The organism is Rhodococcus sp. IEGM 27 (assembly GCF_033142305.1).
Classification (GTDB): Bacteria; Actinomycetota; Actinomycetes; order Mycobacteriales; family Mycobacteriaceae; genus Rhodococcus_F; species Rhodococcus_F oxybenzonivorans.
This window is the reverse complement of record NZ_JAWLSG010000001.1, coordinates 41980-60164: the sequence shown is the minus strand read 5'-3', so window position 1 is coordinate 60164 and position 18185 is coordinate 41980. Positions and strand designations below refer to the sequence as shown.

8 protein-coding genes are annotated in these 18185 nt (G+C 60.6%); all 8 read right to left on the bottom strand.

Annotated features, from left to right (window positions below; translation table 11 throughout):
• Positions 1 to 309: 309 nt before the first annotated feature.
• Genes dpdD through dpdE form a run of 8 tightly spaced genes read right to left on the bottom strand, consistent with a single transcriptional unit; the run spans position 310 to position 17851 of the window.
• A complete protein-coding gene (gene dpdD, locus R4P95_RS00275; RefSeq protein WP_317746815.1) occupies positions 310 to 2298 on the bottom strand; it encodes a protein DpdD in 1989 nt (662 codons plus the stop codon).
• On the bottom strand, positions 2285 to 2815 hold the full coding sequence (gene dpdK, locus R4P95_RS00270; protein ID WP_317753888.1) for a phospholipase D-like domain-containing protein DpdK: 531 nt from the start codon (positions 2813 to 2815) through the stop codon (positions 2285 to 2287). Before dpdK ends, dpdD begins: the two co-directional genes overlap by 14 nt.
• Positions 2812 to 7254 (bottom strand): protein DpdJ, encoded by a 4443-nt coding sequence (dpdJ, locus tag R4P95_RS00265; protein WP_317746817.1) that lies wholly within the window; start codon positions 7252 to 7254, stop codon positions 2812 to 2814. Before dpdJ ends, dpdK begins: the two co-directional genes overlap by 4 nt.
• Positions 7251 to 7955 (bottom strand): hypothetical protein, encoded by a 705-nt coding sequence (locus tag R4P95_RS00260; RefSeq protein ID WP_317746818.1) that lies wholly within the window; start codon positions 7953 to 7955, stop codon positions 7251 to 7253. The genes dpdJ and R4P95_RS00260 overlap by 4 nt, the downstream gene beginning before the upstream one ends.
• Positions 7952 to 11035 (bottom strand): protein DpdH, encoded by a 3084-nt coding sequence (gene dpdH / locus R4P95_RS00255; protein ID WP_317746819.1) that lies wholly within the window; start codon positions 11033 to 11035, stop codon positions 7952 to 7954. The genes R4P95_RS00260 and dpdH overlap by 4 nt, the downstream gene beginning before the upstream one ends.
• Before the next feature lie 3 nt (positions 11036 to 11038).
• A complete protein-coding gene (gene dpdG, locus R4P95_RS00250) occupies positions 11039 to 11962 on the bottom strand; it encodes a protein DpdG (protein WP_317746820.1) in 924 nt (307 codons plus the stop codon).
• A gap of 1 nt (position 11963) precedes the next feature.
• Positions 11964 to 14555 carry a protein DpdF gene (dpdF, locus tag R4P95_RS00245; RefSeq protein WP_317746821.1) on the bottom strand — a complete coding sequence of 864 codons (2592 nt, stop codon included), beginning with the start codon at positions 14553 to 14555 and terminating at the stop codon, positions 11964 to 11966.
• On the bottom strand, positions 14552 to 17851 hold the full coding sequence (gene dpdE, locus R4P95_RS00240; RefSeq protein ID WP_317746822.1) for a protein DpdE: 3300 nt from the start codon (positions 17849 to 17851) through the stop codon (positions 14552 to 14554). Before dpdE ends, dpdF begins: the two co-directional genes overlap by 4 nt.
• Positions 17852 to 18185 lie beyond the last annotated feature (334 nt).

The following is an 18185-nucleotide window of genomic DNA, read 5'->3' as shown; positions in this document are numbered from 1 at the left end:
CACGCACCGACATGTGCGCCGGATTGGCTAGTCGGGTCCCGTTTGTCAGACGTATTCACCCCGAGCAGGGGCCTCTGCCGCGTTGGGGCCCGATAATCAACAGTCGGCGAGTGATCGTCAAGCACGTTGGGTCCGCCACACCGATTTCAACGCGAGATGCTTCTCGACCGAGTCTGGCCGGACTCGAATCCGATTAAGACACGCTCGACCTGGACGTCACACTCAATACGCCGAACATATCGCCTGGGACCATTGACGCACCGCCCAAACCTTGACGACATCGGCCACCCGGGATGCACAATTCAGAGATCACGGGGCAACGGCCTCAAGTGCTTCGTACGTCGCGCGCAAGAGTGAGGCCGATCCACTTCCTTGCGCATAGAAAATCCTCGACGACTCAGCATATTTCCCGATGAAACCGGTGGCTGCGTGCTTTGCGCACCGCGTCGCGATAACAACGATGTCGGCGTTACGAATCTTCTCTTTGAGTTGCGGTCCGCCGACGTGATCGTGCGAGGTTGCAACTCTTAGAGACGAGAAGGTTTGTACCAATTGTTCCGCGCACCGGGTCAGCACACCCTCGTCGAGCGAGTAGAGGAGGACCCTCTGCGCCGCCAACGGCGATTGGTCAGGTTCGACTGCGTCTGTCGCGGCGGTGTGCAGAGACCAATCGAGTTCGAGACCAATTTCGGTCGATAGCCTTGCGGCAAAGGTTCGATCGACGTTGTACAGGCGTGGTAGGTGGCGCAGGAGAGGAGAGAAGACAGTCGTGGTGAAGTTTCGGCGCGCATCCTCATCGGGACACGCTGACATCGCCAATCGATCAATCAGGTCCAACACAAGGGGGGCGTTGCCCGGAGAACTCCACTGTTCGTAAGAAGACTGGAGTTCGAGGAGCAGGTCCACGTAGTCGACTTGCTTCATTCCTGACCGAAGTGCAATTTCTAAAAGTGCTGCGATCGTCGCGAGATCGCCCGGACTGAAGCGGTCGAAGGCAATTGCGTTACGGATCAGTGCCCGGGCGCTGAACGGTGCGGCTTCGGAGTATCCGATGGATTCCAGAAACGGACCTACCAGCGACCACGCAATGTCGGCGTGCTTGTCGCCGAGGCGATCGAAGGAGTCGGCCAGTGCAGTGTCGTCGGCGGCTGGCGATGGCCACGACGTGAATTCCTCGAGGGACAAACGGGCAGGATCGAAAGTGTCCAGGTGATGGAAGAGTTCGCTCCACGATGCGACCGTCGCGGCTGGGACCGGTCCTTGCTCGCCATCCGTCGACGGTGCGGGTGTACGTCCCTCATCGTTGATGCCCTCGACGCGCAGCAGGGAATGGATGGCTGGCGGAACGATGGCAGTGGACGATGGGGCGAGCAGAATCGACGACACGTCGGTAAGTACGCGCTCCACTTCGAAGTGGAGCGCGAGGAGGGCGATGACGCTCAGTGCGTAACTTCCGAACCCGGAGTAGTCGACGTCCAGGAACCGGCGCATCGCAAGTGACGATGCGCTGAGGGTGGCAAGCGCCTTGTCGACGTCGCCGCGTGAGACGGGGTCTTCGACGAACTCCGTCCACAATGCGTTGAGGACCGATTCGTACACCGTTCCGGATACGTGCTGGAGCAGAACGTCGACGAGTCCGTCGTAATCGAGAAGAGCACGGCTGTGACCCAGTTTGTCGAGGCGCCGGATTTTCAGGGCGGCGAGATTCGTCGCCGTGATTCCGCCGAGCTTTTCGATCTGATGCACGATCTCTAGCGAAGCATCCGTCGCTCCCGATGCCAGGGCCGCATCGAATTCAGCCAAGAGTCGGCCGATCGGTTTGCGTTGCCGCAGTTCCCGCCGCGGCCTCTGGGCGATCATGTTCAGCATCGAGAACATCGAGTCGGTCAACTCCTTGCGGAGTTCATTCGACGATGCCGCCTGGAGTTTGAGGAGTGATGCTCGCGGCGCGGCCGCAGCGATGCCGCGTTCCACCACGTCCCGTTGATCTGGTTGCACGGGGACGATCGCGCGATCGAAGTCTTCAATCAGGGTCGGGCCGGCGAACGAGCGGATCAGTTCCGTGACGAACACAGTCTCCCGCGGATCGGGAACGATGACGTACAGAACGAACAGGTTCCCGTTGTAGGACATGCGTGGCAGCACCAATGGTCCGTGCTGGCGGCGGCGCGCGTTATCGACGAAGGGGACCACCCGCGACGACCATCGATAGGATGGGTCCATCCCGGGCCATGCCGCGTTGCCCTCGCCGAAGAAGTTGGTGAGCAGGCGTTCAATGTCGAGTTCAACGTCGGACATGGAGTTGCTCCTTCCAGCGTGCGTTGAGGTCGATGCGGGTCTGTGCGGGGAGGCTTCCGCCGTACTGGAAGGTGGTGTATTCGTCGTTCCGTTCCATCCCGTTGATGGTGAAGTTCATCGATCCGGTGATGATCCAGTGTTGGCCACACAAGGTCTTCTCGTGGACCCAGTCGCCTTCGTCGATGGCAATCAGAATGTGCGGAGCAGCGCTCGCCACTCGATCCAGAAACGCATCATTGTGCGGGTCGGATCGTGTCACGATTCTGACCTGGCATCCTTGCTCGGAAAGGATGCCCAATGTCGCAGCCAGGCGGAGTCGGGTCGGTGGATTCTCAAACATGTCGTCGTAGAAACCGTGACTGTTGTCGACCGCGACGACATCGGTGATCCACGGGGAGACCACCCACAAGTCGCTGCTCGGCGAGAGTAGTTCGGACACCATTACGGTCTGCAAGAATGTGTCAGCTTTGATCCCGGTGGCCCAACTCGTGCGTATCGTACGTTCCAACCGTGTCATTGCAGAGACTCCGAAATCTCGACCCGTGCCGTCAAAGTCGTCCCACTTCTCCGAACGCCGCGAACCTGTCCGTACAACGTCAGGTGCCCCTGGAAGACGGGAAGCGCCGGGATCCGGATCAGCGCGTCGGCCAGTGTCGCCGTTGCGGAGACGGGGCACCACAGGTCGACCGTGGATGAGGTCTGCAGGATCGTGCGATAGTTGTCTTCCCAGCCGTCGATGGTGACATCGACGGCTGGAGCGGTATCGGACAGAGAGGCACTGGCCAGCAATCGGTCCAGCAGCAGTTCACGACGATAGGGTTGATAGTGCATCAACTTGCGGTTTCTGGCGACGGGCCCCCGCGGCCACAGAAGGCTAAAGATCTGGTCCGCGTTCATCGACGAAGTTCTACGCGTGGCGGAGAGATATGCCACGATGCGGGAGTCCAGTTCGATACCCGACGTCAGTTCCCACGCGTCCCAGTTGTCGATTAGTTCGAGGACTGCGGTATCGGTGGACGGCCCGGAGCCCTTCCTCAACAATCTGCTCGACAAGGCTGCTAGCGCGGAATGACGGGGTGGGGAATCGATCGCACCCCACCTCTGTCGCAGAGTCCGTAGGGCATCGATCGATGCGGAGGCGCCGATATCACTGCGGAGGCGTTGCAGTGCGGAAGCGAGTTCGCCGTTCGGGTCGCTTTGAACGTGCCGCAGCAGGGAGGTGAGTGCGACGTCGACGTACTCGAATTCGGTGGGTCCGAGTGCGGACTCGGTCAGCGACCAGAACCGGCGTGGGTCGGACGTATAGAACCGCGCGATGTCTTCGACGAACGCGGTCCCACCGACGGAGGTCTCGGTGATCCACACATCGGCGGCACCGATCTCGTCGATGTTTGTGACGTCCGCGACGAGATCGGAGTCGCCGACGTCCGGGCAGGCTCGAAGACACGTGGCGAGCACAGCGCCCGCAAGGGTATCGAGATAGGTTCGCCGAGCCAGCTTCGAGGTCCGATCAGTGATGTTGTCGGCAACAAGGACCTGCGCTGCGCGATCGATTGCCCTGCGGACCTCAGGATGGTCGGAGAGTTCGGATAGAACTGCCACGAGCCTTTCGTCGGTCCACTCCTCGTCCGAGTCGTTTCGATAGAGCACTCGGAGGATCTCCGGAAGGTGAACTGCCCATCCACCGTGGGACAGTGCAGACACCGCATCCGAACGGTTCACCGTGCCTTCGGCAGTGGTCAGTGCGAACGCCGTCAAATACACCTGCCCGAGCCACCCGGCCTGGAACGGGTTGACCACATCGGCGAGTTCCGCATCATTGGTGAACTCCTGAAGGAAAGCGTATGTGCGCCATTGCGGTGAACGTAAGTGTTCGCGTACGCGGTCGTTCTCCAGATCGAGTGGGGCAATGCGGAAGCGGATCCCGTCGACGGGGAGCGTAAACCCTAGAGCGGCGGGCTCACCTCGTCGGGAGTAGCGAATCACGTGGCGTGATGTCTGGCCCTGCCCGTTCACGAAATCGACATGAGCCTCAGCGGATGTCCTGTGCACATCGACGGGATTGCCCGTGCTGTGCATGGCGAACTCCACGGACTGAATTGTCCTCTCCCAGGACGACGTCGAGGGGATGTCCGCCGGAGTCAGGGGTGTAAAGGGGCGAATCGTGATCTCCGTTGACCACGCCGGGATCGCCTGTGACCGGTCAGCGACATCCTTGTCCGGCTCTGCCAGTGCGATCTCGTACGGCCGCACTGCAATGACCTTGCCGCCGGTGGTGTCGTCTCGTCGGACTCCCAGGGTTTCGCCGAGTACGACAAAGGTGTCGAGGTCGATCACGTCGTCGGGATTGTCCGGCATGGGGAGCCAGGTGCGGTGATCGTCGCGGCGATGACCGAAGCGGCGGCTCACCCGACCGGGTACCGCTTCCCGTAGGGCTTGAAGGATAGGCATGTACTCGGGTTCGTCGGTGAAGGGAAGGTGAAGCATGACCTCGGGGAGGTCGAGTTGGGAGAACAATGCACGAGTGACGAATTCGGGCAGCAGCGAGTCAGGGGTGGCGCCGGGATCCGGACTTACCGGCGTCCAGTTCGAACGCAGCCTGCGAAGCGCTGTCGGGACCACGGCCAGCAGGATCGACCGTGGTTGTTCCCACAGGATGGCTTGGACGTGCTCCTCGGAGATCTGGAGCGTTCGCCGCAGATGTTCGGCCAGTTGATCTCGGACGGCCGTGTCGTTCAGCACGCGTTGGAGTAGCTTGATCACCGATTCCCTATGTGCGCGCGGGGGGGTCTTCTTGCCGGACTTCGGCGCCGTGAGCACGTCTCGAACGTTGATGAACCGGTGTTGACGGCGCAGTTGGGTGTTCAACCAATCCAGCAGCGCGTGGGTTCCCTGGATCTTCAGTACGAAACGATTGGTAACGGGCAGCGATCGCGCCTCGACTTCGGGGTCGAAGAGCGTCTCGTAACTCTCGTAAGCAAAGCGGTCGCGACCGTAGTCGGAGAGTGACACCACGGTGAGGGGGCGCGTGCCGCGTTGTCGACCGGCACGTCCGCGTCGTTGGATGAACGCGGAGGAGTTCAACGGCGCTTTGTGCTGAAGAACCAGGCCCACCCGACTGTCGTTGAATCCGACTTCCAGCGATGCAGTCGCGACGATGAGGTCGGCGGTCGAGGATACGCCTGAGTCCTGCGAGGACGTACGGCCGATCCGCAACGCACCCGTTCGCAGTTCCGGATCGAGGGTTCGGCCGATCCTCTCGACGATGTCCCAAGACTGTCCATCGCGGAATCGTTCCATGTGGTTCGGACGTCGTGACGAGCGGAGGGCGGCCAGGACTGGCCGCCAACCACCTCCAACGCCGTTCCGCGACTGTCCGCCCTCGGCGTCGCGAAGGTCGTTGTAGAAGCGGTTGGTGACGTCGAGATTGTCCGTGAAGAGAAATCCGGTCGAACCGAATATTCCGTCGGACGCTCCGCGGTCGAGAATTCGGCCCAGGAGCATTGCAGCCTGGATGGAGGTCGAGAGGACACTGGCTCCGGCAACGGGATCGTTGCGAAGTGCCAGCGAGTACTGCCGCCCTTCCGATACCAGATCGGATTCGCGGGGTTCGATGTAGCGAACATTTCTACTGTCCAGTCCCACGAGCGAACCGAAGAACGTATCCGCGTTACGAAGAGTCGCACTCAGTCCAACGAAGGTGACCGAGCGAGTGGCTTTGCTGCGCCATCGGCGGAGCAAGTGTGCGACTTGGGCGCCCGGTACACCCGAATACGTGTGAATCTCGTCCATCAGTACTAGATGCGGAGTGTGCACGGACCATCCGGTCAAGGAATCGAGATTCGGATCTGTGCTCGCCCGATTCAGCATCTCGGTGGTGGTGAAGAGCAAGTCCGGTGGAGACGTCCGCATGGACTCCCGCGTCAGCGCGAGAACGGCGCCGTCGATCTCTAGACCACAGGAGTCACACTGCAGTCGTTCGCGGCGTGCACGACGATCATGGTCGGCCCAGATGAGTCTACCGTGATCGCAGTCGTCTGTAGGACAGGGGACGAACGGGCAGACCCACCCCTTGGAAGTTTTGACCCAGGCCGAGTCTCGTGTGACTTGTCCTGAGAAGATCCATGCTCCGGGATGGGAGGGTACGTCTTGGTACAGTGCGCCGAGACGGAGGGGACGCAGACCATGTCGGGCGAGCAAGGGATTGAGGGTCAACACGGTCGACAGGGCGTCGGCCAGTTGGTCGCGTAGCAACTCCTTGCGAGGGTAGAGAGCCAACGTGTGGACGACATGCCGACCGTTCTCGCGAACCTGATTCACCAGGTCCGTGAACGCCGGCAGGTAGAACGACAGCGTCTTCCCGCTACCGGTTCCCGCGCCGACGACGACAGCAGTGTTTCGCGTCGACCGAATCCCGGTGAAGATGGCGCGGGCGGAATCGACCTGGAATCGCGAGAGCAATCGCCCCCGAGTCTGAGCGGTGATCACTTCCTTCTGAATCGAATGTGACCCCGGAGCGGAGAACAGATCTCGCACCAACTCTTCGGCGGAAACGTCACGCCGCGGATACCGTCGTGGGGCAACGTGCAGACGATAATCGGCGACCAGGTTCTTTCCGGTGCGCCAGGAGTTGTGATCGTTCGGATCCCTCGGCGCGAACAATTGCCGGAGGTTCGCTGTCAGACGGACCGCCTCGGCGATACGCGTGCGGTATTTCGGCGTGTTCCGGTCTGGGAGTCGGAGAAACAATGCCAGGTCGGACACACAGTGCTCCAGGACCTCTTCCGCTGGCAGACAAACGCCCGGATGGTGATGTTGAACTGCGCGGATAGCCGCGAGGACTTCTTCCTCGTCGAGAGCGGCGTCGGTCAGCCCCCACGACAAAAATGGGAGTTCGAGATCTTCGCACCGGTTGAGGAGTTCGTTCAGGAAATCCTTTGGGAGTCTCTCCGTCACGAGTGAATCACCTTCAGCACGATCCGGTTGCATAGCGTCCCAGTCCGGCGAAGCAGAGCAATCGTTTCATCATCGACATTGGACAGAGCGACCCCGTTCATGCTCAGTTCCCGATAGATACCTTCGAGTTCGGCCGGAAGTTCGGGAGCGTTTTCCAGCAGCGCTGTCAATTCGCGGAGTTCTCGTTGGAACAGCCGGACTGATAGAGGAGTGGGATCGTTGTATGTTCCGATCTCGAAGAGATTCTCGCGTAGTCGATTCGCTTCCTTTTGCTCGGGCGGATCGAGAGTGACCAACCGTGACGTCGGAAGCACAGCCAGCGCCTGGTTTTTCCAAACAGTCCACGCACGACGTGATTTGCGCTCGACAGTGTCAGCGAAATTGCGGACATCCTCACAGGCCGAGTTGAATACAGTATCGCTTGGCATGGGATACCGCTTGATGACTCCGACGAACTTGCGCTGTCGCGCGCGGGCTTCGTCGACTCCCCAGTCGAACGAGGAATCGAGTTCCTCCACAGCCCGGGCAGCTTTCACAGCTGAATCCAGCAGATGGACAGCGGTGCGCAACTCTTGGGTCCGCTGCGAGATTCGTTCGGCCTCGTTTTTCTGCTGACGCTCGGCTCCTAACGTGTCGGCAAGGGCCGTCAACTTCTGTGCTTTTTCGAGCAGATGACGGGGTGTGTTCGCTGTTTCGGTCACGATTCGTCTCCCACCGGATCGAGAATGTGCGCCCATTCTTCGACGACGTCCGCTACTTCCTTGGATGCAGCGTCGACGATGTCCGACGCGGAACTGAGTGATTGCGCACTCAGAGCGGCGTCAAGCCACCTGTCGGCCGTCGCGAGAAACATGACGATGTTGCCAAAGTCGACGGCATGCGGTCGCGAACTTGCGACGACACTTCGAGAATGAAGTTCGTCGGCCGAGGTTGTCGCTTCGTCGATCCGTGCCAGGTCGTTCTCAATGGCGATGACTTCTGTCCAACCGACATCGATTTGTTCCGATGTGAAGCGTTGCAATTCTGCACTTATGTCGGGTGCTACCGGGAGGCTTGCGTTGACTGATGCATCCAGTGAGGCACGTACACCGGCGACGATTTCCGGCCACGTCACACCTCGCGGGACGAATTGTCGAATTGTTTCGATCCTGTCCTTCAGCGCGGTCGTTTGTTCGGTCACGGTCGTGGGGAACTTCGACAGTGATTTCGAGGCGGGCGTCAGCCATTTGGGAATGTCTGTGGGGGGATCCCAGGTCCAGACCTTTTTAGCGCGATCCAGGAGGGGCAGGACGCGTGCGGCGTCGAGGTACAGCACCGCACCAGTGGTGCCTTTGGAGATACCGAACGCTTCACGAAGTTGGGCGACCAGGGTGGGCCGCGCAACCTGGTGCTGTTTTGCGAGAATCTCCCAGTTAGGGACTCGGCACGGCAGATCCTGGAGCGTCCATGACACCCCATCGTCGAAAAGTGCCGACATGAGTTCGGCAATTGGGGTCTGAGGCCGAACCCGACCGAACAGTGCAGCGCCGATCAGCGATGCGACCATTGCTTTAACAAGCACGTCGTCGGACGAATATCGCTGCTCCTGCAGTTCACGCGAGAATGTGGAGGAATGCTCCTCGGCCAGGGTGGCCAGCCGTCGATTGTGTCGACCTGCTATGCCACGCTTGTAATACTTGGCCAGGTGAATTTCCTGGAAGAGCAGGGCGTTCTCCGGCGAACGTTTGAGGTAGATCGGGGACTCTGTGCCCTTCCCCACGTTTTCGTTCGCATCCTCGATCGAGACAGGTTTGCCGGCACTATTCCACCAGAACGACGCTATGTCGCTCTGATTCAAGGACTTGGTGATGGGGGAGGTCCACAGGTAGGCATCGGAGACGGTACGCGCCACAAACCCCCGCACGACTCGGCTGATTTCCGCATCGGTAAGGGGGGAGTCCGGGCGAGTCCCCCACCTCTCGATCGCGGTCAGTTGCCCTTCGAGTGACGCAGGCAGGCCCGCGGAGGAAGCGGTCTGCCGCTGTCGATCCTGTTTGTCGCGCTCTGATGCCGCAGGAGTGTGTACTGGCGGTGCGGGGGCGAGATGTGGTGTGCCCTCGGACGAGAGGGAAAGAGAAGACATCTTGAAGGCACGCAGGAGATCTGCACTGATTTGTTTACGGCCCCCGTCATCCCAGAAAGTGAGCAGAGTCTTTCGTCGGTTCGCATCGAAAGGGTCGTTCCGATCGATGTCCGCAGCGAGGTTGCTCGGCAGTGCTGAATCGACTGTTGACACCGGGAATTCGCGATCGAATTGTTCGCTAGGGAAGCGCCCATGGGACAAGTCGTCGGCATGAGTGCTCAGAATGGGGATCACGACTTTGCTCAGTACGGTTCGTGGGGTGAAGCGTTGTGGGTCATCGCCTGCGGTTGAGTGGACCATTCGTGTCAATGCGTCCTTATTGAAAGGATAGAGTCCGTACCCACGACTCGGGGAGACGCCGAAGGCATCGTGGCAAGGGGACTGGAAGGGGCATCCGTCGCAGGCGTTCGCTTCCGTAGCCACTGTATGTTTTGTGGATTCTTTGGAGAGCAGTCGTGCAACGTTGAGATACCTGCCGACGAAGTCTGAAGTCAGGTCCGCTCCCTGGTCGTCGTCGAAGGTGACATCGAGGTTGTAGACGTGAGCGCTCGTCGCCCCGATACGTGTCAGGACGGTCTCGTCCATCCGGTGGAAGTAACCGGTAGTGACAGCCATCATCGTCCGAATCGGAGCCATGAACTCCACGCCTTCGCGGGTGGACGGTTCGAGGATTGCATCCAACAGGTCGCCTTGGACTCCTTGGATCAGAGCGAAGTCCTCGATCAGCAGAATGATCTCCTGGTTAGGCTTCTTCCTCTTGTACTCCTCACGCACTGTGCGCATGGCGTCCCCGAGACGACCCCCGCTGAGATTGGTCGCCTTCTTCACCGCGGCCTCGAGATGCGTATTGAGCAATTGCACCGCAGCCAACTGAAGTTCGTCGCTGGTGCTCAACCGACGGATCAGGTTCTTTGACAGCTTTGTTGCGTCCTCGAGTACTCGCGCATCGATGTCAACGGGCAGGTCGCTCATGGAGAATCCGGGCGGCCGCTCCGCTTCCCCGCCCGTTTTGTCCTCGAGAAGTTGGTGGGCAAGTTGGGGGATGAACCGATCCGGGCGGAGCATGCGGCTCCGGATCACAGGGTCATGGAGAAGGACTGGTAGACCCTTCTCCCCGAGCAACGTCCGGCCGTGTCGATCGTCGCGAGCGGGAATGGCATGATGCAGTGCTGCCGCCAATTGATCAAGAAGATCGTAGGCAAGTTTCGTCTCCGAGGTGCCTTCGGAGAAATGATCGATGTCGCGTCGTAGATCGGCGAGAACGCCAGACTCGGCATCCTCGGTAAGCGCTCCGATGACGGCACGCAGACTGGTCTTGTACTTCTCCAGGTAAATAACCTTGCGGGACTCGCTCTGCGGGATGTTCTCCTTTACCCAACGTACGAGGTGGGACTTACCCGAACCGGACCCGCCGACAATCGGCATTAGCAGGGCGCCGGTTGTCGACCTGGCTTCGAGGAAGTCCTTCAGCACGTCTTCTTCGCGGACGGTACTGCCGGTGTTCACGATGTCGGTGTTTCCGAGCAGACGAGCCTGATTGATCCGCAGTGGCGAGTGCGTGGCGAGAAAGACTTCGCGATCGGCACTGACGGCTTCGGTAGCGATGGATGACGGGACCGTTATCGGGTCCCAGCACAGAAAATTGACGAACTCGGACACGATTCACTCCACCATCGTGATATGGGAGATGGACTTCATATTGCTGCCGGTATCAGGATCGACCAAGTGGACTCGGTGCTCGGAGTCGCTGAGTCTGTCCAGCGCCAGCCATCCCTCGTCCTGCCCCCGAAGCAGAGCGTAGGAAAGGACGCTTCCACCTGTGTCGGCCTCCGGTGGAGCGATACCCACCGTCATGGAGTGTCGCCCACCAGGTACAACGGGGATCTCTTTCCTTAGGAGAAGGAGAACAGCGGGCGCGGGAACGGGACTATCCTTGGTGATCTCGCTACTCTTACGGAGGACGCTGCGCACCGCAATTGTGCAGTCCGGTGCGATCCGGGATTGAAAGTCATTCTCCGTGCCCCTGCCCCCGGCGATGACAACACGGGTTCTGGCCAGGCCGAGGAACTGGGACCACGCCCCGAAATGTGGCAACCGTTCCTTGTTCACCAGCGCCTTGGTGCCGGCTTCCGGGCGCAATGCTGTGTAGGCCCGCGCCAGTTCAGCGTCGAGATCGTATCCGGCATACGAGTCCAAGGACAGAAACCACGCGAGAGCACGGTTAAGGTCGAGGGCACCCGTGCGGCTGACCTCGCCGGTGGGTACCGTGAGATCGGTATTTTGCTCGTCGGCGAAGACAGCACGTCGCAACAAACCAGTGAACGACTCGACGTCGTCGCGTTGAACGGCAGCCAAGTCGTCATCGGCGATACTCAGCATACCGTCCGAACTGTTCAAAAGCCCCAGATCTGTGAGGAGTCGCGTCGTCTTGCGGAAGATCGACGAGGACTTTTCACTCAGCGACGGAGGGGCCAGCAACGCCTGTGCCTCCGCTTCGGCAAGGGACCGATCCTTAGTGGCGAGCAGCAACCGGACTGTCGCCCAGGTGTGCCAGGGGAGGGGATCGTCGACGTTGATGAGGCCCATGTCAGAAATGCTCCAGAACTGTGGTGATCGAGTGCGAAGGGAAGAAGGGGATGTCGCGGCTGTAGGTTGCTCTTGTCTCCCAATCGGATTCGGAGTGCACAACATATGTGCGGTCGACAGAATTCAGGCGGGCGATCAAGTCGGCCGGCCACGGATCGTCCTCGGGCGACGCGACCCAGACCACTGTCCCGGGATACTCCACGAGAAGTGAATCGTCCCGGTCCGCAATGATCGGTGCGGGGCGGAGTTCACGCTGCAATATTCTCAGCAGAGAGTCAGGCGCTCCCGGACCTCCCACCACCCGCACTCCGCGACCGACGAGTTCGCGGAGCACCCGTTCGATCTCCCATCGAGGCGTACCGAAGGCGGACCACCTCAGGCTGACGTGGGAGTACGATCCACGATGTCGAGCCAGAGGGTCGTCCAGGTCGGTGGCTTCATAACCAGCGACGAACGGATAAGGTTCCGGAGCCAGACGGAAGAACCCGTTTGACGCATCGCGGGCGCGTCGACAGGCGGGACAGCCCCGACAGGTGACGCCGGGGTGAAGTGACACACCATTGCGCGCGACGGCGTAGTGCTTGCTCAGGAGCGTGCCAATGCACTCCTTGTTCGACAGAACGTCCAAGATTGCGTTCGTCGCGCGGTCGTTCGCGTGGCGTATAGCGTCGCGTGTCGCGTTGATCCGGGCCGAAAACACCTTCTCGTCGAACAAGGACGTGTCCGTGATGGTGACATCCACATGGTCGCCATACCGCTCGTAGAAGCCCGTGAGAAGGGCGGCGCGCTGCTCTGAAGTCGATGAGGGATCCGATTCGGGAGGTGTCGGGTCGTTGAACTCGATCAGTCCGGAGCGTGTCATCAGATTGAGGAGCCGAATGTTCCACGTCCGGTGGCGTTCATATCCTTCGGACTGTTGCGCTGTACGAGCGTTGGTGTCGAGACGGTACACCGTTGTGCCGAGTCGCTCTCGGGTGGCGTACATCGCGTTCCACCGTTTGAGGGCGGTCTCGGCGGTGAGCAACTTCTGCTGTCCGAGAGACCTGGCGATTGCAAGGTCGGATTCGGCAACGGCTAGGTAGGCGATGCACGGTTGTCCGTCCCGGCCGCCACGCCCGACCTCCTGGTAGTAGCGATCAATCGTCTCCGGGAGGCATGCATGGATCACCGACCGGACGTCGTTCAGATCGACGCCGACGCCGAACGCGGACGTTCCGATGACGATGTCGTAACGCGTGGTCGTCGCGGCACCGTTATGTGCCCTACCTGCCCAACCCTCCAGAGCGTCACGACGTTCGTCGTCGTCGTTGTCGCCGGTGACCACAGTGGTACGATTAAGGCCGTGATCTCTCAGTAATTCGGCCCACCGAGGCGCGTCCTCCTTCCGGGAGACGTAGAGAACCATCGGTTTGGGTAGTTTCACGACGGCTTCGAGAACCGCTGCCGTCCGGTCGTCCTCGTCCCCGAATCGACTGACGTAGTAACTCGGCTCATGACGGAGCTGCGCTGCCCAGACAACCTCCGGACTGTAAATTCCCCCGAAAAGATCTGTCAACGTGGTTATCTGGTGGGTTGTGAGGGTGGCACTCATGGTGACCGTGACAGGTTCGCGCCCGGAGGGGGCGAGTTGCAAGCAACGGCGGTGCAGGTGTGAGATGGACTGGAACTCCGGACGGAATTCGTTGCCCCACTGTTCGACCAAGTGTGCCTCGTCGAGAACGAAATACCGCAATCTCCCCTCGCGGGCAGCAGTTTCCACAGCCGGTCGAAGGGCGGAGGTCAGAGCCTCCGGTGACGTAAAGACGACACGCTGTCTCCCCTGCCGAATCTCGTCACGGATGCTTGCCTTGACCTCGTCCGGAAGGTCGCCGGTGTAGGCGTAGCGATCGGTGGAACTGGGGGAAAGACCCCGGTCGCGAACCAACTCCTTAAATCGGCGTTCCATGTCGAGTGCAAGGACAACGGTCGGAACGACGACAATTGACACCCCCTGTCCTTCCCGGTCCAGAAGGATGGGTGCCTGGACCACCGCGGTCTTGCCATGCCCGGTGGGTAGGCACACGACCGTCGTACTTCCGGGAGGGGCGAGCGCGACCGACCTGGCGGCCTGGCGCTGGCCGGTGGATACGTACGTACGGTAGCCGAGTGCCTCTTGCCAGAACGGATCGCCGACGAGGCTCTTGAGATGCCTTTTGGCAATGGAGAATTCGCCGCGATAGATCTCTCGGATGTCCTCGGTCGCGTGACGGCCAGAAATGTCGTCCGTCGTCGGCGGATGCCACCACTCGGCGGTGATGCGTGAGCGGTCGCCGATAGTCATCGCGTGACAGCCTGCTCGTGACCAGTCGGTCGCATCAGGCAGTTCGGCGGACCGGCGAAAGAGGAGTTCATTGGCCGATCCGCGTGCACGTCCGTCCAGAATGATCTGGCGTGCCAGACTCGTGACATCCCCGACTGCGGCTTCGCCGGACTTCACTCCGAGCAGGGCGTCACGAAACCGCCGTGCACATCCGTGGAGGTTGTCCTCCTTCGGAACATCGGGCCACGCGTCAAGAAGGCGCTGGGCGGTTCGCGTCGTTTCGGAATACGTCACGAGTTTCTCTGTTTCGGATCGGTCAGCACCACACAACCGGCCGCCACGGTGTGGATCTGGGGTTGCCGGATCCCCGACACGAGCGCATCACCCACCTTGAGATCGAGTTGCTGGCTTTCGAAATCTGAAAGGAGCCTGCCTGCAGCCCGGCGCGCCTCACTCTGAGCACGCAGCACCTCGAGGTTGACCTCGGTGCGAGCGGCGTGTTCCTCGCAGCGTTCGACGAGTTGAGACGTATCGGTCAGATACTTCACTGCGCGGTCCTGAGCGCGACGAGCGGACACTTCGAATTCCCGCCAACCGCCGAACACCTCCAGCAGCCTGGAGATGCGCTCAGCATTGAAGTTTCGGTCCCGTCGGTTGTTGTACGGACGCTGCAGGAGTGTGAGCGTGCTCCCGAGAGGTAACGGTGCGTCGGGCGCCGCCGGGATCCATATTTCCAGTGTGAACGGCGGGAACATGGACAGAGCCCTACGGCGAACCGCGCGAGCGGCGGATTCGGAGTCCGGGAGAAGTGTCAATGCCGGTCCGATGTCCGGTTCCACCACAAGGTCGAACTTGAAGAATGACTGTGGTTCTCCATCAACGCCTGGAGCGGTGCGTTCGAAAGCATAGGCTTGGCCGCGATCGTCGACACGGCAAACCCGGTCGAGCAGGTCGACGACCGGATTGCCTCTACGCAGCATTCGAGTACCGGGGGCACGTAGGCCCGCGTTGCGGTTGAACGTCCCTTGCATCGCGATGGAGGGGGTCTTCGCTCTGACCTCACGGTACAACCGAGGGGAGACGAACGGTCGTGATCCGAGCAGGTCGAAGGTGAACAGAGGACAACCACGCCGGTCCACCTGGGAATACCTCACGTTAATTCCGCCTTCGCCGGCACCCGCGAATCCGGTTGTGGCACGCTGGGTCGAACGCCATTCCGCTTCGAATGCATCGAGTCGGCGCGTGACCTCTGTTGGATCAGCCGAGGCGTCGTCGATGGAGTCGAGCATGTCGAACTTCTCGATCTCCTTGCGTTCGCTCTGGAGAGATTCGCGCACCTTATCCGATTGCAGGCGGAGAGCACCGGGCCCACGAAGTAGCGCCTGCACCCAAACAGAGGGTAAGGAGTGGGCAATGAACGTCTGCATGGACGAGACTGAGTTCTCGAAGATCTGGTAACCGTTCTCGAGCAGTTCGAGCCAGTCGGAGGAGAACGATTCGGAGCCTTCCTGGTCCCCCACGGCGTACGCGTGCGCCGGCATTCGAGGTGCCCCGGGTTCGTGCCCGGGGTACCGATCTATACGGCCGAGTCGTTGCTCCAACTGGTTTGGCGACCACGGCACGCGAACGTGGACCGCTACATCGGCCTTCTGCAAGTTCAAGCCGTCCTCGCCGGAGGCGTCGATGAGAAGGATGATTCCTCGGTGGGAGGTGTCATGGGAATTCCACGTTGTCAGACTAGAGTGAGCATCCTCGTCCGACATCGACGAATCGTGCAGGACGACCAAGGCCTTGGGAAATCGCTGACGCATCCGCTCGTAGAGGTCTCGGGCCAGTGAACCGGGGCCGCAAAAGACAATCCCCCTTTCGCCGGCTTTGAGAACGGGGCGCAGGGCGGTCAGTAAGGCATTGGTGTCCTGTCGAACGAGTTCGGGGGTGTCCCTTTCGGCAAGTTGGTCGATCACGGTGTGTTCGAAGTCGTGGATGGGCGCTGCGCCGAGGGCATCCCGCTCGGGGGCAGAGAGACCAGCCCGAAGGGCAGCGTCGTGGTCACGGTTCACGCGCCACCGCAGAGCGTTGAGAAGGTCGCTGACGGGGCCGGGCAACCGCGACGCCAGGATTGCCAGGATGATCGCGTACTCTTCTGCATCCGCTTCCAGGCTGTGGTCGACGAGGTGTTCCGCGACGCGAACCTGCCAGTTCACGAGTGCGTCGTGAGCACCGCGCACATCGGATTCCAACCGGAGTCGGTGCGGCGTCGAACGCCCCCGCACTTCGTACGGGAGCAGTTCTGAGGTCGAACTCTCCCGGAGGACGATTGCACGCCGGTTGCGGATGACGCGGCGGTGGATGCGGTACGTCTCGCTGATGTGCGCGCGAAGGGCCTCGACGCAAGCGGAGAAGACGACCGGATCGACATCGTCCCGCACGTCGTCGTACTCGCCGAGATGGGACAGAACGCGCTCGCCGAGATCCTGGAATCGAGGATCATCCGGAATGACCTCGGTGATGTCCTGGATGGCGTCCCGGATGTACTGGGGGTATTCCGAGTCCAGTTGGTACACCGAATCCGCCAATTTCGTACGAATCGCATACTTGTGCTCGAACTCATCCGTTCGATGCCAGGAGTACAACTCCGGGTCGAGCAGGTGGAGAAAGCCCAATTGCATCCGCCAATGAGTACTGGCCGGCGTGGCAGAGAGCAACAGGAGTCGCTCGCTGGAATGGGCGAGTGCAACAAGTTCCCGATACGGGCTCGACGCCGGATCGCCTGTAAGGGCAATTCGATGGGCCTCGTCCACGACAACGAGGTCGCTACCGGCGTAGGCGCACCACTTCTCCGGCGTGTCATGCGAGGAGATACGGATTCGCGCCCGAGGGAAGTCGTCGGTGAAGAACTTGGTCGACAACTCCTCACGCCACTGAGTACGCAGACCGCCCGGCGCGAGAATCGTGACGGTGGCGGTGGGATTGTCAAGCAGTGTCTGCCGGATCACGTAGCCGGCTTCGATGGTCTTGCCCAATCCGACCTCGTCGGCGAGCAGATATCGCTGAACAGGATCCGAAAGCACGGTCAATGCTGCATTGACTTGATGTGGGTACAGTTCGACGGCTGACGACAGCAAGGCGGAGATACCGGATGATGCCGCTTCCTGGGCGACAATGTTGTGCAGAAACGGAATACGGGAATGGTAGAAGTAGGCGGACTCATTCCCGCCGGTCACCAGAACATCGACCGGGTCGACAACGGGACGGTCCCAGCGGACGTAGAGGTCCGGTTCCTCGACAGCCGAATCGTACGCAGAGTTCGGGAAGTGCACATAGTAGGTCGACCCGCTGTTGCCCTTGACTCGACACGCGCGCCATTGGTGGGTGTCGGGGTCCCGCCAGAAGGCGCGTGTCTCAGGTGGGACCTCGACGTGAGTGCATTCCGACACCGTTACGGTGGCCGCGACGGGTTGCGCGATGGATTCGAAGAAGTCGATGCAGATGCTGTGGCCGTCCCCGACGCTAGAGATCTTGCCAAGTCCGGGTGCGTCAGGAAAGTCGACGAAGCACCCTTCAGGTAGATCCGTTCCGTGACGGTCCATGTCAGTACCCTTCACAACGAGGTTGCCGCTCGCCCAACGTAATGGTGACAAGTCGAGCGCACGAGATTCCGAATCGCCGCAACACGGCGGTGCTGAAATTCGAGGCGGACGTATCGCCATTCTGGGGCACATGGAAATATGGGGATTGCGCATCTCCGCTTGGTGGTATCAGATCCCGGGCGTAAGTTTGCGGCACGTGTGCGGAAAAGTTGAATCGGTTCTTCTCCCTCGTCCGAACGTTCCCTAGTAGCTGTTATGTCGGCAGGGTTAAACGGAGTGTTACGCCGGCCAGGTGAGAGTGCCAGGGTGTCGTATCCACTGATTGCCGGTGCTG

Coding starts and splice junctions, on each gene's coding strand:
- dpdK (WP_317753888.1), bottom strand. CDS start 2,815: ATGACACGGTTGGAACGTACGATACGCACGAGTTGGGCCACCGGGATC.
- dpdD (WP_317746815.1), bottom strand. CDS start 2,298: ATGTCCGACGTTGAACTCGACATTGAACGCCTGCTCACCAACTTCTTC.
- dpdG (WP_317746820.1), bottom strand. CDS start 11,962: ATGGGCCTCATCAACGTCGACGATCCCCTCCCCTGGCACACCTGGGCG.
- dpdE (WP_317746822.1), bottom strand. CDS start 17,851: ATGGACCGTCACGGAACGGATCTACCTGAAGGGTGCTTCGTCGACTTT.